The sequence below is a fragment of the Chryseobacterium salipaludis genome, assembly GCF_022968825.1.
Lineage (GTDB): Bacteria > Bacteroidota > Bacteroidia > Flavobacteriales > Weeksellaceae > Kaistella > Kaistella salipaludis.
The window spans coordinates 430,834-451,109 of record NZ_JALHKS010000003.1 but is presented as its reverse complement, the minus strand read 5'-3'; the positions used below and the strand labels follow the sequence as shown (position 1 = coordinate 451,109).

Sequence of the window (20,276 nt, the reverse complement as noted above, 5' to 3'; positions counted from 1 at the left end):
GGATATTTTTTGACAGTGTAAATTTTTTTTCTAAACTAATGAATTTTTGTGAATTAAATAGAATTAATTGTACTCAGCTGATAAATGTTATATGTGCATCAACAAATATTTCTGAAAGCAATTCACAATAAGGATTATTCCGTTGTGAAAACATCTAGCGCCTCGCCTATCTGCGGGGCATTTTTATTTGCGTTTGAAATGATATTAAAATTACAGGCTCTTAAAGCAAAAGTATTATAGTAAAAGAGTGTAGGATCTTACATTGCTTTTCTTGGCATTCTGCATACACCCGCTGACGTTCGCAGTGCATCCTCCTGAGCTCCGAATTCCTAGTGCTGGTCAATTATTTATCGTCATTTACATTAATTTTAAATGTATTTTAGAATTTTCGGCCGTCTGCAATAGTGAAGTCATTTATTTTTAAATCCGTTCCTCGTTCGTCTGACTTCTTGCCTCTGACTTCTTACTTCGCATCCTCTCCCTACCAAAGCCCAGTCCTAAGCATGGATAGTGCATGGATAATGCATGGGTGGGCATAACGGTACATCCGCGCCATTTTCAGCCATTTTTTGCCTTTTCTGCCGGCTTAGCGCTATACTGTAAAAATTTGACAAGATGAGCGTCTATTATCGCCTAGTCGGCTGTTCGTCAGTCTATTATCCCCAGTCTATCTTCTTTTGTCTTTCTTCTTTTCTTTTTTTCTCCCCTCAAAAATTTATAATCTAAAATTATTACCGTCTATTCTCTCAAAGTCTATTGTCTTTCATCTTTTTTCTTTCCTCTTTTCTCTTTCCACTTTCCTCTTTGTTCCACATCTATAATTTATAATCTAAAATTACTGTTGTCTATTATCTTCCAGTCTATCATCTTTTGTCTTTTGTCTTTCCTCTTCTCCCTCCTTCCAATTTTCGCCTGGTTATCAATTTTTTAAAAATATCCTCCATTGATTATAAGAAAAGCAAAAATAAAAAGCGTATCTTTGCACCCAATTAGACGATCTTTTACATGAATTTATTTACGGAGACCAGCTTAAGCCCTGAAATTCTTCAGGCCGTTGGCGAACTGGGGTTCACAAGCCCCACTGAAATCCAAAAACAGACTATTCCTTTTATCTCTTCAGATATTCGCGATCTCATCGCACTTGCGCAAACAGGAACAGGCAAAACAGCAGCATTTTCGCTTCCGATTTTGGATATGATTGACGACGGGAGTCGCAAAATCCAATTATTGGTGCTGTGCCCAACCAGAGAACTGTGTTTGCAGATTACCAAAGACATTAAAAATTACTCGAAATACCTTCCGAACATTAAGACCACTGCCGTCTATGGTGGAAGCAGCATCAGTGACCAGATCCGGTCCCTGCGCGAAAAACCACAGATCATCGTCGGTACGCCCGGACGTGTGATCGACCTGATCAACCGCAAAGCGCTGGACTTTTCGGCCATTCACTGGCTCGTGCTCGACGAGGCGGATGAAATGCTGTCCATGGGTTTTAAAGATGACCTGGAAACCATCATCAGCGAAACACCGGAAACAAAGCAAACGCTGTTGTTCTCGGCGACGATGAACAAGGAAGTGGAGCGTATTTCCAGAAATTACCTTACGAATCCGCACCGTATTTCGGTCGGGTCGATTAACGAGGTGAAGAAAAACATTAAACACGAATACTATGTCGTGGGCTACCGCAATAAAAAAGAAGCGCTGAAGCGGCTGATTGATGCGAACCCGAACCAGTATTCCATTATTTTCTGCCGTACCCGGATGGAAACCCAGGATGTGGCCGATTTCCTGATGCAGAACGGCTATGCCGCTGATGCGCTTCACGGTGACCTTTCCCAGGCACAACGTGATACGGTAATGAAGAAGTTCCGCTTGAAAAACATCGATATCCTGGTGGCTACCGACGTAGCCGCGCGCGGACTCGATGTGAATTCACTGACGCACGTAATGCACTACTCACTGCCGGATGACCCGGAAGTTTTCGTGCACCGCAGCGGACGTACCGGCCGTGCCGGCAAAGACGGGATCTCCATGGCGCTCATCAAGCCGGAAGAAGCCCGCAAGCTGAAACAAATCAAAGCAGCTACCAAAATTGAAATCGTTGAGAAGAAAGTACCGACCGGTAATGAAATCATTAAGGCACAGGTAGGCGGCGTTTTTGATAAATTGCTAACGGAACACGAAGATCTTTTTGAATTTGATGACAGCCTCATCCCGGATCTGTCTGCATTTTCCAAAGAAGAACTGGTGCACCAGCTCCTGCAATTCCAGCTGCGCGATATGGCGATGTACTATAACAACAAACCCGATCTGGCCGATCAGAAACTGGGCGATGACCGCGGCGAAAGCCGTCGTGACCGTCGTGACCGTGAACGCGGCGGGAAGGACAAGCGCAGCCGTGGACGTGAAGACCGCGACTTTGAAGGCAAAGGCCGCAAAGCGCGTCGCAACAATGCCGATATGGTTCGTTTCTTCTTTAACCTCGGAAAACGCGATCATCTGAAAAAGATTGATATGCTGGATATCATCAACAAGTCAACGGGCAAATCCAAAAAACGTCCGGACATCGGAGAGATTGAAATCCTGGAAAAGTTCTCCTTCTTTGAAGTAGAGAAATCCTTTAAGGATGAAGTCCTGCGCGGGATGCAGACCCAGAAGTTTAAGGGCAAAGATATGCGCGCGGAAGTAGCTTCCTAAGCACACCAAAACTTTACATGAAAAACTGGCACTCATTGTGCTGGTTTTTTTTGTTTCCGGACAAAGTGGCTATGTTACGAAAAGTTAACATTAAAACGGGAAACGAACGCCTCTTTTTCGGAGATTTGCAGCAGTAAACATTAAACAGAATAAAATGGGAATCGGAAACATTTTTAAAGCCTTCCAGCCGAAAGACAAAGTATTTTTTGTGTTGTTCGAAAAAGTAGCGGAAACCCTGGTTTCCATGTCAAAGGAATTTCATGAAAGCCTGATGGACTTCGATATTAACGATGATACCATGCTCCAGCACATGAGCGATTACGAGCACAAAATGGACGATTTAACCCATGAAATCTTTGTGCAGCTGGGAGAAAACTTTATTACTCCATTTGACCGCGAAGATATCAGCCACCTGGCGAGCGGCCTGGATGATATTGCGGATTTCATGTATGCGTCTGCGAAATATATCTACCTCTACAAAGCACCATTGGATTCAGCATATACCGAATTTACGCTGCTGATTCACAAATCCTGTGTGGAGATTGAAACCGCGCTGAAAAACATGAAGGATTTCCAGAACCCGAAAGCCGTGAAGGAAAGTTGCATTAAAATTAACTCCTACGAAAACATCGCAGACGATGTCCTGAGTCAGGCAATAGTAAAACTGTTTGAATCTGAGGATGCCATTACCATTATCAAAGTGAAATCGGTGTTGGAATATCTGGAAAATGTAACCGACAAGGCAGAAGATGTCGCCAATACCATCGATGGCATTCTGGTAAAATACGCGTAAAACCTTTAAGAGAAAAAAATAAATGGATTTACCCGTTTTACTCGTCGTCATCATCGTCCTGGCGCTGATTTTCGACTATATCAATGGCTTCCACGATGCTGCCAACTCAATTGCCACCATCGTTTCCACTAAAGTGCTCACGCCATTTCAGGCCGTACTTTGGGCAGCCGTCTGGAACTTTGCCGCCTTCTTCCTCGCCGCCTATGTTATCGGTGAATTTAAGATCGGAAATACGATTGCGAAATCGGTCAATGTGGACTTTATTAACCTGGAAGTTATATTTTCCGGCCTGATTGCGGCGATTGCTTGGAACCTGCTCACCTGGTGGTTTGGCATTCCTTCGTCGTCATCACACACCCTGATTGGTGGATTTCTTGGCGCGGCACTGATGTATGCCCTCGTAAGTGACTATCACAATATTGCACTGGCAGAACCGGCGCTTTCCACTTGGGACAAGTTTTTGTTAGCGTGTAAACAACTCTTCACGCAGAACGTGGTCCGGATGGACAAAGTGTTGCCGATCTTCCTGTTTATTTTCCTGGCACCGGTGATCGGCGGAATTATATCAATTATCATTACACTGATTATTGTGTATCTATCCAAACGCACCAGTCCGCGCAAGGCAGATAATATTTTCAAAAAATTGCAGCTGGTTTCTTCTGCGCTGTTCAGTCTGGGCCACGGAACCAACGATGCCCAGAAGGTAATGGGGATTATCGGTGCAGCAGTCATTTATCACCACGTGGAAACCTTGCAGGACCCGGTATATCTGGCCTTGGACAGTACGCATCAGTTCAATTATTTCGTGGAGCATTATTTCTGGGTTCCGTTCACCTCCTTCCTGATGATTGCTTTGGGAACCATGAGCGGCGGCTGGAAAATTGTGAAGACCATGGGTACCCGGATCACGAAAGTAACGCCTTTGGAAGGGGTAAGTGCCGAGACGGCCGGTGCCATGACGCTCTTTATTTCCGAGCATTTCGGTATCCCGGTTTCCACCACGCATACCATTACCGGTTCTATTATCGGGGTTGGTTTAACCAAGCGTGTTTCGGCCGTACGGTGGGGAATCACCGTCAGCTTGTTGTGGGCCTGGATTCTCACCATTCCGATTTCTGCCTTCGTCGCAGGATGCACGTATCTGCTGGTGGTGTTTTTCCGCTGATTGCATGTAAAATAAACTAGATCCGCCTCGGTTTTTCCGGGGCGGATTTTTTTGTGCTGGTAATCCTGATGTTTTGTGGCATTGATCTCAGCGGAAGGTGTCGTCAGCAGCATACTATTTTTCAGGGCGGACATTTCGCGCTATCCGTTTTTACTCCTCGCTCGGTAGGCTCCGCTGCGCTGCGCCGCCTCGCTGCGGGGTAACCACTTCTATCGCGGCCGCAGGGGGATCCTATAGTCCGAGATCGCATAAGATGAAGGCTGTGGTTTTATGTAAAAAAAACCAAAAATACATCGGTGGTAATCGGCTACATACTCATATCAACCCTTTGGTTTTTTAATAATGCTCTGGTCTTTTTCTATAATAATACCAGCCCTTCGGGCTTTTAATTAAATCTTACCGTAATGAAATAAATCCAACATATTCATTTCATTCCCAAATTCCTAAGGGATGACTTGATTATAGAAAAATTAATTTAACACGATAATAATCCCGTAGGGATGACATGATTATAAAATACAATCACGTGCATGAAAATAATCCCGAAGGGCTGACATGATTATACAGAAAAATTCTGATTCCAAAAACCTTCCGATGCCCTAAAAATCGGCCCATGCTTGATTCACAACCGATTTAAATTGTATTTTTGCCTTATATGAAACAATCAATGCAGTTTTTAGAAGAATATCAGCAAATTATCGCCGAAGCGATCGAAAAATATACCTTCCGGGACAAGCCCGAGGAGCTGTATGAACCGATGAATTACATTATTTCGCATGGCGGCAAACGCCTCCGCCCCATGATGGTGCTGATGGCCTGCGATATGTTCGGCGGCAACCTCCAGAAAGCCCTGAAGCCTGCATTGGCAATTGAATTCTTTCATAACTTCACGCTGATCCACGACGATATTATGGATGAAGCGCCGCTGCGCCGCAACCAGCCCACCATTCATGAGTTGCACGGCGTGAGCGTCGGTATCCTCGCCGGCGATGCTATGATGTTTAAAGCTCTGAAATTCTTTGAAGGTTTGGAGCCAGATCTATACAAAGCATGTATGCGCGTATTTGTGCAAACCGGGCTCCTCCTGTGCGAGGGCCAGCAATACGATATCAACTTTGAAACCCAGGAAGAGGTGTCCTTCAATGAATATATTCGAATGATTACCTATAAGACCGGGGTGCTCACGGCTTCGTCATTTGAAATCGGCGCTTTGATCGCCGGTGCTGAATTTGCCGATGCGCGTGCCATCTTCAACTTCGGCAAACATGTGGGGATTGCTTTCCAGATTATGGATGATTACCTGGACGTGTTCGGAAACCAACAACATGTAGGAAAGAAGCACGCAGGTGATATCTATGAAAATAAAAAATCTGTTTTGTATCTTCTCGCTATGCAGCATGCTACCGACGAAGAGCGTAAAGAACTGAAATGGTGGTATTCCAAGAAAACGGACAATATTGATAAAGTCTACAGCGTAGAGAAAATTTTCCGCCGTTGCCGCGTAGATGAGAAAGCTCTGCAGCTCGTTCAGGAGCACAACGATCAGGCACAGCATTATCTGGATAAAATCAGCCTCAGCGAAGCGCGCAAGCGCCCGTTTGTGGAGCTGGCCAATTACCTGCTGCACCGCGAAAAATAAAGAAAACTGTTCATTTTAAAAGCCCAGACTATATGAAATTCCGCACCGATGTATCCATCCCTTCTTCTGAAACCAAACTGGAAATAACCGACCGTATTTTTTCCCTGGGGTCTTGTTTTGCGACGGAGATTTCAGCACTGTTACAACGCGGGCAACTGCAGACATTCAATAACCCTTTCGGAACCTTATTTAATCCGGTGGCGCTGAATACGGCTGTCAAAAGGATTCACGATGCAGAATTTTATGACGAAAGTGAACTGATTAAGTTTAATGATGAGATTATTTCGCTTGATCATCACACTTCATTCAACACGCGGTTTGCCCATCAGACACTGGACAGAATTAACCGGAATATCGAGGCAGCCAATACCTTCCTGAAGGAAACAAAATGGATTATCATTACCTATGGTACCAGCATGGTGTATGAGTTTTTGCCCAAACAGAAACTGGTTGCCAACTGTCATAAAATTCCGGCGAAGTATTTTAAAAAGAGACAATTAACGCATCTGGAAATTACAGATGCCATTTACGAAACCATTGTTAACCTGCGTGATATTGCTGCTGCAGACATTCAGATTTTGTTCACCGTGTCGCCGGTGCGTCATACCAAAGAGGGCATGGCGGAAAACAGCCTGAGTAAAGCAAAACTGATCACCGCCCTTCATGAAGTGCTTCCTACTTTTGAAAACTGCCACTATCTGCCTGCTTACGAAATTATGATGGATGACCTGCGGGATTATCGTTTTTATAAAGAAGACATGATCCATCCTTCTGCCCAGGCAGTGTTATACATCTGGGAAAAATTTGGCAGTGCCTGGTTCTCCGAAGCGACCATGGATTTTATTGAAGAAAATTTCAGAATTAACCGGTCTCTCATGCATAAGCCGGCAGACGAACAGGACCCAAAACATCAGGATTTTATCCAAAAGCTCGAACAGCGCATTGCCGCGCAGCAGTCCAAAGTGAAGCATAAAATCTTTAGCTAAACATCTATGATTGATACCCACACCCATTTATATTCTGACCAGTTTGACGAAGACCGCACTGAAATGATTCAGCGCGCGCTGGCCGCCGGTGTTACCCGGTTTTACCTGCCGGCGATCGATTCGCAGACCCATGAAAAAATGCTGGCTTTGCAAAAGGAATATCCGGAGCAGATGTTCCCAATGATGGGCCTGCATCCCTGCTCCGTGCAGCCCGGCACCTGGCAGGAAGAATTAGCCATTGTTCTGAATTATCTTGATGATCAGGTATTTTCTGCCATCGGTGAAATCGGAATCGATTTGCATTGGGACGCATCGACTTTGGATATCCAGACCAAAGCTTTTGAAACCCAGATCGACTGGGCAATTGCGCGCAATATGCCGATTGTCATCCACACCCGCGAAAGCTTTGATGAGGTATTTGAAGTTCTTGAAAGAAAGAAATGTCCGCAGTTGCGCGGTATTTTTCATTGTTTCTCCGGAAATCTGCAACAGGCACAGCAAGCGGTTGATCTCGGTTTTATGCTGGGTATTGGCGGCGTGGTTACTTTTAAAAACGGAAAGATCGATCAGTTTTTGGCGGAGATTCCACTGGAAAATATTGTGCTGGAAACCGACAGCCCGTATCTGGCGCCGGTACCGCATCGCGGGAAACGGAATGAAAGCAGCTATGTGCCGCTCATCGCCGGTAGGCTCGTGGATCTATATAAAAAAGACTTCCACGAAATCGATCGCATTACAACAGAAAATGCATTGAGGATGTTTAACCGTTCTTAAAATAAAAAACACAGGATTCGCTCCTGTGTTTTTCGTTTATTTCTTACGGCTGAAATTGCTCTTGTTCTTCGGCTTTTTATAACCGATACTTTCCTTGCTCTGTGGTTTTGGCCGCGGCGTAAACGGTTTGTTGTTACTGTCGCGCTTTTGCGGCACCAGATCGTCGGTATGGAAGGGATGCTCTTTTTCCACCGGAATCTTTTTGCCAATCAGTTTTTCGGTGTTTTTTAAATTAACCAGATCCAGTCCGTCCACGAAAGAAATCGATTTTCCTTCCGCGCCCGCCCGTCCGGTTCGTCCGATTCGGTGCACATACGTTTCCGATACATCAGAAAGCTCGTAATTGACCACGTATTTCAGTTCATCGATGTCGATTCCGCGTGCGGCAATATCGGTCGCTACCAAAACGCGTGTCTTGCCGGATTTAAAGTTATTTAAAGCATTCTGTCTTTGGTTCTGGGATTTATTGCCGTGAATCGCTTCGGCGGAGATTTTTTCTTTCTGCAGTTTTCTGGCGATTTTGTCGGCGCCGTGTTTGGTGCGGGAGAAAACGAGCACCGCATCAGAAATATCTTTTTTCAGGATATGCGTCAGCAGGTCCAGTTTGTTTTCCTTTTCAACGAAATATACTTTCTGCTGAATGGTATCTGCCGTGGCGGAAACCGGTGCCACTTCCACTTTCACCGGATGGGTCAGCATGGACTTTGCCAGATTGCTGATTTCCTCGGGAAACGTGGCGGAAAAGAATAGGGTCTGGCGCTTCGAAGGTAATAGTTTGATGATTCTTTTCACATCATGGACAAAGCCCATATCAAGCATACGGTCGGCTTCATCTAAAACGAAAATATCTAATGTTTTCAGTGAAATGAGTCCCTGCCCGATAAAGTCAAGCAAACGTCCCGGCGTCGCTACTAAAATATCTACCCCTTTTTTCAGTGCCTGTTCCTGCGCACCCTGCTTCACGCCACCGAAAATAACCAGCGTACGCAAAGGCAGATGTCGCCCGTATGCCTTGAAACTTTCCTCAATCTGAATGGCCAGTTCACGCGTGGGCGTCAGGATTAGGGCTTTGATATGTTTGCTCCTGCTGGTCTGTTTCGTGAGATTCTGAAGAATCGGAATGGCAAAAGCAGCTGTTTTTCCGGTTCCGGTTTGCGCGGTGCCCAGCAGATCTTTTCCTTCCAGGATATGCGGAATGGATTTTTGCTGTATAGGCGTAGGCTGTGTATATCCCTCTTCCTGTAATGCTTTGGCAATGGGATCAATAAGATGTAAATCGCTAAAATTCAAATGAAAATATTTTAAGTTAAGAAGCCTTTATTAAACTGTTATTAAAAAAACAAAGTGTTTTTTAATCCCGAAGCAGAAGTATTCTGAACGAAGCTTAAGCAAGGCGGTGCAAAGATAACTTAAAATAAATTAGGTTATCTATGGTGAAACAGCAGTCCAGCTTACTTCATTTCGGAATTGATTGAGCAGCTGGTATAAATTAATTAACTGCGGTGTGCCGCGCTGGCCATAATCTTCCGTTGCTGCTGTTTTTCCGTTTTGCACTGAAAGCCGCAATTTGGAAGTCGGTAAATCAGTAATGCCTTTATCACCATAAAACGATTTCAGGTTCTGCAGATTCAGGTTGGATATGGCAGCTTGCAGCTGTGCCTGCTGCGCTGGATTTAACCGGCCTTTAAATCTGCCGCTGCCTTTTTCTGGTTCCGATCGGGAACTGGTGTACCGGATGGCTTCGTAGATAATCGTGCCGTCAGCATCGATGTCCATTGAAAACATGGGGCAAAATCCGAAACAAGGACCGGCTTCGTAATGAAGAGAGGCTATTTTAGGCTGTTCATTGGCTGAGCTGCAACTAAATATTAACATGGCAAATATTGCGAAAAGTATGTTTTTCATAAAGTTGTTTTCTATGCGAAAGCAAAAATATATCCAAAAAAAATCCCGGATCACCGGGATTATTTTAACGTAATATTTTAACCATGCAGTTTTTTCCAGATGGCATCTTTCAGTTCCTGCAAGCCTTCCTGTGTTACCGCAGAGAAATACAGCGGCTGCCGGTTTTCCGGGAATTCCGCCGAGATTTCAGCCTTCAGTTCCTCATCGAGCAAGTCAGCTTTGGAAACAGAAATAATAAAATCTTTGTCCAGCAACTCGGGATTATATTCCTGCAATTCATTCTCCAAAACTTTAAACTCCTGAAAATGATCATCGGAATCGGCCGGAATTAAAAACAGCAGAATGGAATTTCTTTCAATATGTCTTAAAAACCGATGGCCTAAACCTTTCCCTTCGGCTGCCCCTTCGATAATCCCCGGAATGTCCGCCATTACAAATGATTTGTAATTACGGTAATTCACGATACCGAGATTCGGCGTCAGTGTGGTAAAAGCGTAATTGGCAATTTTTGGTTTTGCAGCAGAAACGGCGGCGAGTAAAGTGGATTTCCCGGCATTGGGAAAGCCCACCAGCCCGACATCTGCCAGTAATTTTAATTCAAAGGTTACGTAACCTTCTTCGCCGGGCAAACCGGGTTGGGCATAGCGCGGCGTTTGGTTCGTGGCCGATTTAAAATGCTCGTTGCCGAGGCCACCTTTACCACCGTGCATCAGGATGATTTCCTGCCCGTCTTCCATAATCTCACCGATGATTTCGCCTTCTTCATTTTTGGCAATGGTGCCCAGCGGCACTTCAATGTACACATCTGCGCCATACGCACCGGTCAGTTGGTTTTTTGCGCCGTTCTCACCGCGTTCCGCTTTAACGTGGCGGGTATAACGGAGCGGGAGCAGGGTCCACTCATGCGCATTCCCTTTCATAATTACATGGCCGCCGCGGCCGCCGTCACCACCATCGGGGCCGCCCTTGGGGATATACTTTTCCCGCCGCAGGTGTGCAGAACCGGCGCCGCCGTGACCGCTTTTGCAGTGGATTTTAACGTAATCTACAAAGTTTGACATTTTTCTGGTGTTTAATTATAAAAGTAAAAAGCCTGCGAAATGAGGCTTACGAAGTTTTCAGCGGGTTGGCTGTTTTGATTCTTTCAATCTCGTGGAAAAGTTTTTCAGCGATTTCCTGGATTTCTCCTACACCGTTTACTTCCACATATTTTCCCTGCTTTTTATAGAGTTCCGCTACTTCTGCAGTTTTCTTATAATATTCCGCAATGCGGTTCGCAATAATTTCCGGGTTGCGGTCATCGCTGCGGCCGCTGGTTTCGCCGCGCTTCAGCAGGCGTTCCACCAGGATGGCATCTTCTACTACTAAAGAAAGGCAAAGGTCAATATTGCTTTTAAGGACATCCGCTACAATTTCTTCCAGCGCCAGGGTCTGATTGGCCGTGCGCGGGAAACCATCGAAGATATACCCGGCCGCATTACACGGTTTGCGAAGTTCATCCACCAGCATATCGATCGTCACCTGATCCGGTACCAGTTCTCCCTTATCGATATACGATTTCGCCAGGATCCCAAGTGCGGTTCCGTTTTTAATGTTGAACCGGAACAGATCCCCGGTAGAGATTTGCTTCAGATTAAATTTCTCAATCAGATTTTGGGCTTGCGTGCCTTTTCCGCTGCCCGGAGGGCCGAAAAGAACGATGTTTATCATGTTGTTCAGCTTTAGTATTAGTGGTTGATCCGCCCTTCGGAAAGTTGGTACAGATCGGGCAGGTTGCGGCCCAGCTCATCGTAGTCCAGTCCGTATCCCAGCACAAACTTGTTTGGGATTTCCTTAGCTACGTAATCAATTTTAAATTCTTTTTTATACACCTCCGGCTTCAGCAGCAGGGTGGCCACACGCAGCGATTTCGGGCGCTGGGTATTTTTGAAATATTCAAATAAGCTTTCAATGGTGTTTCCGGTATCCACAATGTCTTCCATCAGGACGATATGGCGGCCTTCCACATCTTTGGTCAGATCCATTTTCTTGTACACGATTCCGGTACTGGTGGTACCGCTGTAACTGCTCATCTGGATGAAAGCAATTTCGCATTTTCCGGGGTAGTGTTTCAGGAAATCAGAGAAGAACATAATCACGCCGTTCAGCACGCCGATGAAAACCGGTGTTTCATCTTTGTAATCCTCATACACCCGTTCTGCAACTTCTTTGATGATCCGCTGGATCTCCTCATTTTTCAAATAAGGCACGAACTCTTTATCGTGAACTGTAACTGTTTGCATACGTTTTCGTAAACGGCAAATTTACGCAAATAATTCGAAAGAGCTTCCCGAAGCGGCAAAAGCAGGGTGAATATTCCGGCAGTTTTCCCGCGGTTTTTTTGTGCACGTTTATTATTAAAAGTATTTTTGTGGAAATCTAATAAAAAGTAAAATATGGCCACATACGTTGTCGTGGGTCTCCAGTATGGTGACGAAGGTAAAGGAAAGATTACCGATGTGCTCTCCGCAAAATCTGATTATGTTGTTCGCTTTCAGGGCGGCGATAATGCCGGTCACACGGTCTATGCGGGAGAAGAAAAATTTGTGCTTCACCTGCTTCCGTCCGGCGTGCTGCAGTGTCCCGGAAAATGCTTTATTGCCAATGGAGTGGTGGTGAATCCAAAATCCTTCCTGAAGGAAATTGCACAGATCGAAGAAAAAGGAATGCGCACGGATCACGTGTTCATCAGCCGCCGCGCGCATGTCATTATGCCGTACCACCTGCTGCTGGATCAGTACCGCGAGGAAGAAGAGGGCGGCACCCAGATCGGAACTACCAAAAAGGGAATTGGGCCGTGCTATGAAGATAAAATAGCGCGTATCGGCATCCGTATGGTTGACCTTTTAAACCCGGAGGTGCTTGCAGAAAAAATCCGCAAAAATCTTAAAATCAAAAATTCACTCTTCGAAAAATATTTTGATAAACCTGCACTGGACTTTGATGAGATTTATAATGAATTCATTGAAATCGGAAAGAAACTGCAGGATCGTATTGTGGATACTGAAGTTGAACTGAACCATGCGATTCACGACGGTAAAAATATTTTATTCGAGGGCGCTCAGGCTTTGATGCTCGATATCGATTTCGGAACGTATCCGTATGTCACTTCTTCATCGCCCTCTACAGGCGGTGTTTGTGCCGGCGCAGGTGTGCCGCCCACAAGCCTGCAAAATCTGATTGGTGTTGCCAAGGCATATACTACCAGAGTTGGAAACGGCCCTTTCCCCACGGAACTGCTGGATGAATTGGGCGAGCAAATGCGCGCTACAGGCCACGAGTACGGAGCAACTACCGGACGTCCCCGAAGAACCGGCTGGCTCGATTTAGTATCGCTGAAACATGCGACGATGATCAACGGGATCAACAACCTCGTTATTACCAAACTGGACGTGCTTTCCGGCATCCCGACCCTGAAGGTTGCCACCCAATACCGTACGGAAGATAATAAGGTGATTGATTATTTCACTTCTTCTACCACCAAACTATATGATTACGAGCCGATTTATCAAGAACTGCCGGGCTGGGAAGAAGACATCAGCCACGCACGGAGTTATGATGAATTGCCACAGAACGCCAAAAACTATATCGAGTTCATCGAAAAATATCTTGGTATTAATGTATATCTGGTATCTGTAGGCCCGGAACGTACACAGAATATTATCCGCAAAGAATTATTTTAACTAAATCACAGATTATACTGAATGATATTAACAAAGCTCTTCCGCACGGAGGGGCTTTTTTGATTTTAAAGTTGAAAATATTCTTTCTGTATGTAAAGAATGGTATTTATTTGTTTATAAATAAAAATATGGTGTATTAATTGTTTATAATTAAACAAAATAATTTAATTGTTTAATATAAAATAATACAGTATGAAAAATATCTTTAAGAATTCCGATTATCATTTAGATGAAATTGTTTTCGAGAACCGTAACCGTAGCTATGGCGCTTATAATCTGCGGGCCGAAAGCGACCGTGTGCTGACAAAAGCAATGTTCATGGGTATTGGCCTTTTCGCCTGTCTGGCTCTGTCGCCGGTGGTGATTAATGCTTTTAAAACTCCGGATGTTGTAGTACACACTACGCCAGAATTACCGCCTTATAATATTAGACCTATAGATGATTTACCTGATCCACCGGTTCAGCTCGCTAAACCTCAGCCTGCCACGCCGGTACAAACGTACGACTCCACAGTTCCTACGCCGACTGCCAATCCGGTACAGGAAAGAGATCCGGTAACCATTGACCGTAGTACGGCGGCACCGGGTTTTGAGAATGTTGCGGGCGATCCACCGGTGATTTCGGTAATACCACCAGTAATTGACGCTGTTCCCGGACCGGTTAGTACAGCGCCGGTTGCTCCTGCGCCGGTTGATAACACCCCGAAAACCGTTGTAGATGTTGCTGCAGATTTTAACGGAGGAATTAACGCGTTCCGGCAGAAATTTGTTAGTAATTTCGATTCTTCCGCCATGGACGGCAGCGGAGCCACACTGAAAACAGTCCTTACTTTCATTGTGGAGAAAGACGGTACTATTTCCGGCGTAAAAGCCACCGGACCGGATGCTGCCTTTAACCGCGAAGCCGAAAAAACAATCAGGATGATTAAAGGGAAATGGACGCCTGCCAAGCTGAATGGCGCACAGGTCCGCAGTTATTTTAAATTTCCGGTAACCATGCAGTTTGAATAATAATAGTAATAATTGGTTTTATATTTATCCACAAGACTCCTTGTTTTGTGGATAATTTTTTATTTTGATAAAACATTGTTTTTTAAGTCTTTACATCATCTTGATAAAAGCATCTTCTTCCCTGCGTCGTAAAAAATTGTATTTTTGAAACTTAAATGAAAAACTACATGGCTAAAATAATAGGCGTGGCAAACCAGAAGGGCGGCGTAGGCAAAACAACTACTGCCGTGAATCTGGCGGCAGCACTGGGTGTGCTGGAGAAAAAGATCCTGCTGATCGATGCGGATCCGCAGGCCAATGCTACCTCGGGGCTGGGGATTGATGAAGCGGCCTATTCCACGTATAATCTGCTGGAGCACAGCGTGGAAGCAGAAAAATGTATTCGCCGCACGGCATCTCCTAATGTGGATATCATACCTTCTCATATTGACTTAGTAGCTGCTGAGATCGAATTGGTAGACCGCGAAAATCGCGAGCATATGCTGAAGCTGGCGTTGGAGCCGGTTCGACCGCTGTATGATTATATTATTATCGACTGTGCACCGAGTTTGGGTTTAATTACCGTTAATGCTCTAACTGCCTCTGATTCGGTAATCATTCCGATTCAATGCGAGTACTTTGCACTGGAAGGATTGGGTAAGCTTTTGAATACCATTAAAAATGTCCAGAAGATTCACAATCAGGATCTCGATATTGAAGGTTTGCTGCTAACGATGTACGATTCCCGTCTTCGCCTGTCCAATCAGGTAGTGGAGGAGGTGCATCAGCATTTCCCGGAGATGGTCTTCGAAACCATTATCAGCCGCAATGTGCGCCTGAGCGAAGCACCAAGCTTTGGTGAAAGTATCCTGAATTATGATGCAGAGAGCAAAGGTGCCGTGCAGTACCTGCAACTAGCAGAAGAGGTATTGCTTAAAAACGAAAACCTGATCAGTACCTGAAATATAATATCGTAGGCAATCAGCCGTTGTTCAGGCTGAACGCAAAACCAAGGGAACATGAAAGATAAAAAAAGAGCGATGGGGCGTGGCCTCGGTGCGATCCTGAGCGCCGAGTCAAAAGCGTCTGTACATACCGCCAGTGATGAAGGAGCAGACCGGTTTGTGGGCAATATCGTAGAGGTTGCTCTGGAAGATATTGAACCCAACGCCGGGCAACCCCGAACCAATTTTGACGAAAAAGCGCTGGAAGATCTGGCGCAGTCTATCCGGAATCTGGGCATTATCCAGCCTATAACATTGCGGAAGGATGGTGATAAATTGATCATTATCTCCGGTGAGCGTCGTTACCGCGCGAGTAAGCTGGCGGGCCTGAAAAGCGTGCCGGCCTATATTCGCCTCGTGAACGATCAGGAATTACTGGAAATGGCTTTGGTGGAAAATATCCAGCGTGAAGATCTGGATGCCATCGAAGTTGCACTGACGTATCAGCGTCTGCTGGAAGAAATTGGCTTAACCCAGGAAAATCTGAGTTCACGCGTAGGGAAGGAGCGAAGTACCATTACCAACGCGCTTCGCTTACTGCGCTTGTCGCCTGAAATCCAGAACGCGATTCGGTCGGGAGAAATTTCTGCCGGTCACGGCCGTGCGCTGGTGAGCATTGAAGATCCGGCTCTGCAGCAGGAATTATTTCAGAAAATTGTAGCTGGCGGACTCAGTGTACGACAAGCCGAGAAAGAAGCCAACCTTTTGAAGAAACCGGCCAAGGTGGGTAAAAATAAAGCGGCACTTCCGAATGAATATAAAAAAGCCGAGAAAAACCTGGCTGACATCCTGGACCTGAAAGTTGAAATTAAAACTTCTGGCAACGGTAAAAAAGGAAAGCTGGTGCTGGATTTCAAAAACGAAGAACAGTTGCAGCATATTTTATCTTACTTCAACGGATGAAAATTTTAACCGCGGTTCTGTTATTTTTGTCAGCATATCTTGTGGCGCAGATCAGCCCCAAGGATACCATTCGTGTGGAAAATTATCCGACGGATTCGGTATCCACTGTCAAAGAAGCGGGCGACGTGCAGGTTCTGGCCGACATACAGGCCGCCAATGCACCGGCAAAAACCTTACAGTTTAATCCCACTAAAGCTGGTTTGTATTCAGCTGTCCTGCCCGGACTCGGTCAGTATTACAACCGTAAGTACTGGAAGATCCCAATTGTTTGGGGTGCGATCGGAACAGGCGTGGGTGTCACCATTTATAATCAGCGGCAATACGACCGCTACCGAAATGCTTTTCTGGCTGAGCTGAATGGCCAGGAGCATGAATTTTCTTCGGTGCCGGGCATCACAAAGCAGGCACTAGGCCGGGCGCAGGACCGGGTGAAAAGGCAACGGGATTATGCCATTGCGGTCACCGCGCTTATATATGTTTTAAATATTGTGGATGCTGTTGTGGATGCTCATTTATATGAAGGCCGCCAAGATCCGGATTTAGCCTTAAGTCCGGCGGTGATACAAGATGAACTTTCTGGAAAACAGGCGGTGGCAGTCGGCGTTCGGTACCGGTTTTAATTAATTTTAATAAAGAAAAAATGAAGATTGCACTGGTAGGCTATGGCAAGATGGGCAAAATTATAGATGATATTGCAACAGGCAAAGGTCATGAAATTGTAGCTCGCCTGCGCGAAACGCCAACCCCTGAATCCTTGAATGGTGCCGAAGTAGCCATTGAATTTTCACATCCGGAAGCGGCGTTTGAAAATATACAGGTTTGCCTGCAAAATCAGGTTCCTGTGGTCTGTGGTACTACCGGTTGGCTGCAGCATCGGGCGGAAGTCGAAAAGCTGGCAGCTGAATGCGGAACTGCTTTTTTATATGGAAGTAATTTTTCCCTCGGCGTGAATCTCTTTTTTGCGCTGAACGAAAAGCTGGCGGCGATGATGAAGCAGTTTGCACAGTATCAGGTGCAACTGGAAGAAATCCATCATACCGCCAAAAAAGATGCGCCCAGTGGCACGGCCATTACCTTAGCAGAGGGAATTATCAGTCAGGATCCTCGTTTTGAGGCCTGGAAGCTGGAGGAAACCAAAGAAAACGAACTCGGCATTTTTGCGCTGAGAGAAGAAGATGTGCCCGGTACCCATACGGTATCGTACCGCAGCGCGGAGGACGAAATTGAAATTAAACATACCGCCTACAGCCGCCAGGGTTTTGCAGCCGGCGCCGTGCTTGCCGCCGAATGGCTAAAAGGCCGCCGGGGCGTTTTCACTATGAAAGATGTATTGGGTGAGGCGTTTTCATAAGCTTATCTGTAACATCCAACCTTAATCGTAAACTAATAGCAGTAAAGATTGCTCTATGGAATATTTATTAACTTATTTGCTGTACGTCGCTGTTCTCTCGGTTCTGATGGGAATTTCCACCTGGAAGTTTTTTCGGGCGATGGGGTATCATCCGGCGCTGGCATTTGTTCCTTTTTATAATTACAGTATCATTCAGAAAGAGACAGGGCATCCGCGATGGTGGGTGGTTCTGGCCTATCTGCCAATTGTCGGCCCGATTATGATGTCCGTCTTCCACCTTTTCCTGATGCGCCACTTCGGTCGTCGTTCCCTGGCGGATCAGGTGCTTACTGTGGTACTGCCTTTTATCTACATGGCCTATGTCAACTACAGCAGTACGCCTGAAGTAGAAAAACCGGCTGCCTTCGACTTTGAGGATGAAGAAGAAACCGGCAAAAAAGATACATTTCTGGGTTCCGTAACATTCGCCGTGGTTTTCGCTACGGTGATTCACGTATTTTTCACACAGCCGTTTGGGATTCCGACAGGCTCCATGGAGCGAACACTCATGGTGGGTGACTTTCTGTTTGTTAATAAATGGAGTTATGGTTACCGTTTGCCGATGCGTCCGCTGGCCATTCCTTTTCTGCAGGGAACCATCATGGATACCGGTGAAAAAGGAAATCCCAAGGATGATCCAAAATCATACGCAGAGGGTGTAAAACTTCCGTATCAGCGTATATTTCAGTTTAAAAAACCACAGCGCAATGACATTGTGGTATTCAATTATCCACAGGATTCAGTACATATCGCAACGGATCGAAAAGATCCGTATGTAAAAAGATGTGTGGCCGTGGCCGGTGACGAGCTCGAAATGCGAGCCGGGCGTTTATTTGTAAACGGGAAGCCGGAGGTGGAATTGGGCGACCAGCAGAAACAGCATAAATACATCGTGACGACTGGCAGTCAGCTGGATATTCAGTCTTTATATAAAATATATGGATTTCTGCCTGTGCAGGAGATTCCGACTGATAACGGATTTATATATGACTTTCAGGGCTTAACGGATCAAACGGCTAAAGATATCGAACAGCTTCCGCAAGTGATTGAAATGAAGGAGCATATCTGGCCAAAAGATTCTGCCGCCGTGGCTTATAAAATCAACGCCGCACATGATGCATACACAAAAAATATAGACAGCTCGCAATCAATCTTCCCGATTAACAAAAAATGGAACCAGGACTGGTATGGTCCGTTGCGCGTCCCGAAAAAAGGAGATGTGGTTCCTCTAACGCAGGAAACTTTGCCGGAATATCAGTGGATTATTTCGGAGTACGAGCATCATCATCTGGAAAATAAAAACGGACAGATATTCATCGACGGGAAACCGGCAACGCAGTACACCATTGAACAGGATTATTACATGATGATCGGTGACAACCGCGATGCTTCTCTGGATGCACGTTTCTTCGGATTCGTGCCCGAAGAAAATATCGTAGGTTCCCCGATGTTCACCTGGTTAAGTGTGGAAGGGCTTTTCCCGGACCGCAGTTCCTCGTATCAGCCCGACGGTAAGAGGCTGAGATGGGACCGCATGTTCAAAGCAACCAACACCGGCGAAGCAGAGAAAACATCCTACTGGTGGATCGCCGCAATCGTGCTTATTTTATTCTTCGGCTGGGATTTCTTCGCGAAACTGTTCCGTAAAAAAGAAGAAGAGTAAAACTGTATTTTAAATTTAATTACCTCTGATGAGCAAACTTTTGCCTGTATTCTACCTGCCACCGGTTTCCTGGTTTGCCGAATTTCTAGCTGTCGGAGAAGTGGTCCTGGAGCAACATGAAAACTTCCCGAAGCAGACCTACCGTAATCGTGCAAATATTTACGGAGCCAACGGGAAACTGTCTTTGATCATTCCTATCAGCCATGGCGGAAACCGTGCCCTGAAAGATACGAAAGTATGCAACCGCGAAAATTGGCAAAGCCTGCACTGGAAATCTATAAAAACGGCGTATCAGACCTCAGCGTACTTTGAATATTATGAAGATAGACTGGCAGAGATCTATCACATTAAAACAGATCATTTGCTGGAATTTAACCTTCATGCTTTGGAAGTCATCCAACGGGTATTGCAAACAGAACAAACCTACCGGCTGACCACAAGTTATGAAGCTGCGCCGGAAGCTGAAGATTTCCGTGCTGCCTTCTCGCCAAAACAACCAACGGCCTATGATACGCCTGAATACTTTCAGTCCTTTTCTTCAAAGTATGGTTTCCTGCCGGATTTGTCTGTTTTGGATCTGATTTGTAACAAAGGGCCCGAAGCCCGTACTTATATTAAAAGTATTCTCAATCCATAAAATATACA

General features: G+C 45.5%; 19 protein-coding genes. 14 read left to right on the top strand and 5 right to left on the bottom strand.

The window, feature by feature from the left end; all coding sequences use genetic code 11:
• Positions 1-1,005: 1,005 nt before the first annotated feature.
• The 6 genes from MVI27_RS07610 to MVI27_RS07585 all read left to right on the top strand — a co-directional run bounded on the left by MVI27_RS07610 (position 1,006) and on the right by MVI27_RS07585 (position 8,054).
• Positions 1,006-2,697: a DEAD/DEAH box helicase gene (locus tag MVI27_RS07610; protein WP_246960293.1), complete on the top strand. Its 1,692-nt coding sequence runs from the start codon at positions 1,006-1,008 to the stop codon at positions 2,695-2,697.
• Positions 2,698-2,851: 154 nt separating this feature from the next.
• A complete protein-coding gene (locus tag MVI27_RS07605) occupies positions 2,852-3,490 on the top strand; it encodes a DUF47 domain-containing protein (protein ID WP_246960291.1) in 639 nt (212 codons plus the stop codon).
• 22 nt (positions 3,491-3,512) lie between these two features.
• Positions 3,513-4,655, top strand: a complete 1,143-nt coding sequence (locus MVI27_RS07600; protein WP_246960289.1) for an inorganic phosphate transporter — start codon at positions 3,513-3,515, stop codon at positions 4,653-4,655.
• Between the two features lie 667 nt (positions 4,656-5,322).
• Entirely contained in the window at positions 5,323-6,294 is a 972-nt protein-coding gene (locus MVI27_RS07595) for a polyprenyl synthetase family protein (protein ID WP_246960391.1), read from the top strand.
• Positions 6,295-6,326: 32 nt separating this feature from the next.
• Entirely contained in the window at positions 6,327-7,280 is a 954-nt protein-coding gene (locus tag MVI27_RS07590; protein WP_246960286.1) for a GSCFA domain-containing protein, read from the top strand.
• A 6-nt stretch (positions 7,281-7,286) separates the two neighbouring features.
• On the top strand, positions 7,287-8,054 hold the full coding sequence (locus MVI27_RS07585) for a TatD family hydrolase (RefSeq protein WP_246960284.1): 768 nt from the start codon (positions 7,287-7,289) through the stop codon (positions 8,052-8,054).
• Between the two features lie 36 nt (positions 8,055-8,090).
• Here MVI27_RS07585 and MVI27_RS07580 read toward each other — a convergent pair whose 3' ends face one another.
• The 5 genes from MVI27_RS07580 to hpt all read right to left on the bottom strand — a co-directional run bounded on the left by MVI27_RS07580 (position 8,091) and on the right by hpt (position 12,241).
• Positions 8,091-9,344 (bottom strand): DEAD/DEAH box helicase, encoded by a 1,254-nt coding sequence (locus MVI27_RS07580; RefSeq protein ID WP_246960281.1) that lies wholly within the window; start codon positions 9,342-9,344, stop codon positions 8,091-8,093.
• A 138-nt stretch (positions 9,345-9,482) separates the two neighbouring features.
• Complete coding sequence (locus tag MVI27_RS07575) at positions 9,483-9,959, bottom strand: DUF6438 domain-containing protein (protein ID WP_246960278.1); 477 nt, start codon at positions 9,957-9,959, stop codon at positions 9,483-9,485.
• A 77-nt stretch (positions 9,960-10,036) separates the two neighbouring features.
• Positions 10,037-11,020: a GTPase ObgE gene (obgE, locus tag MVI27_RS07570; protein WP_246960275.1), complete on the bottom strand. Its 984-nt coding sequence runs from the start codon at positions 11,018-11,020 to the stop codon at positions 10,037-10,039.
• Positions 11,021-11,066: 46 nt separating this feature from the next.
• Positions 11,067-11,669 carry an adenylate kinase gene (locus tag MVI27_RS07565; RefSeq protein ID WP_246960273.1) on the bottom strand — a complete coding sequence of 201 codons (603 nt, stop codon included), beginning with the start codon at positions 11,667-11,669 and terminating at the stop codon, positions 11,067-11,069.
• 17 nt (positions 11,670-11,686) lie between these two features.
• The gene (gene hpt, locus MVI27_RS07560) at positions 11,687-12,241 is read right to left on the bottom strand and encodes a hypoxanthine phosphoribosyltransferase (protein ID WP_246960270.1); all 555 of its coding nucleotides are present in this window, start codon (positions 12,239-12,241) and stop codon (positions 11,687-11,689) included.
• A 153-nt stretch (positions 12,242-12,394) separates the two neighbouring features.
• Between hpt and MVI27_RS07555 the strand changes: the two genes are divergently transcribed.
• From MVI27_RS07555 to MVI27_RS07520, 8 genes are all read left to right on the top strand, one after another.
• Positions 12,395-13,681, top strand: coding sequence for an adenylosuccinate synthase (locus tag MVI27_RS07555; RefSeq protein WP_246960267.1), 1,287 nt, complete (start codon positions 12,395-12,397; stop codon positions 13,679-13,681).
• Between the two features lie 192 nt (positions 13,682-13,873).
• The gene (locus tag MVI27_RS07550) at positions 13,874-14,692 is read left to right on the top strand and encodes an energy transducer TonB (protein WP_246960264.1); all 819 of its coding nucleotides are present in this window, start codon (positions 13,874-13,876) and stop codon (positions 14,690-14,692) included.
• Positions 14,693-14,859: 167 nt separating this feature from the next.
• Positions 14,860-15,633, top strand: coding sequence for a ParA family protein (locus tag MVI27_RS07545; RefSeq protein ID WP_246960261.1), 774 nt, complete (start codon positions 14,860-14,862; stop codon positions 15,631-15,633).
• 57 nt (positions 15,634-15,690) lie between these two features.
• A complete protein-coding gene (locus tag MVI27_RS07540) occupies positions 15,691-16,578 on the top strand; it encodes a ParB/RepB/Spo0J family partition protein (RefSeq protein ID WP_246960258.1) in 888 nt (295 codons plus the stop codon).
• On the top strand, positions 16,575-17,198 hold the full coding sequence (locus tag MVI27_RS07535) for a DUF5683 domain-containing protein (RefSeq protein ID WP_246960255.1): 624 nt from the start codon (positions 16,575-16,577) through the stop codon (positions 17,196-17,198). Before MVI27_RS07540 ends, MVI27_RS07535 begins: the two co-directional genes overlap by 4 nt.
• A 20-nt stretch (positions 17,199-17,218) precedes the next feature.
• Positions 17,219-17,929: a 4-hydroxy-tetrahydrodipicolinate reductase gene (dapB, locus tag MVI27_RS07530; RefSeq protein WP_246960252.1), complete on the top strand. Its 711-nt coding sequence runs from the start codon at positions 17,219-17,221 to the stop codon at positions 17,927-17,929.
• A gap of 55 nt (positions 17,930-17,984) precedes the next feature.
• Positions 17,985-19,631 (top strand): signal peptidase I, encoded by a 1,647-nt coding sequence (lepB, locus tag MVI27_RS07525; RefSeq protein ID WP_246960249.1) that lies wholly within the window; start codon positions 17,985-17,987, stop codon positions 19,629-19,631.
• Positions 19,632-19,659: 28 nt separating this feature from the next.
• On the top strand, positions 19,660-20,268 hold the full coding sequence (locus MVI27_RS07520; RefSeq protein WP_246960246.1) for a WbqC family protein: 609 nt from the start codon (positions 19,660-19,662) through the stop codon (positions 20,266-20,268).
• The last annotated feature ends 8 nt before the right edge of the window (positions 20,269-20,276 follow it).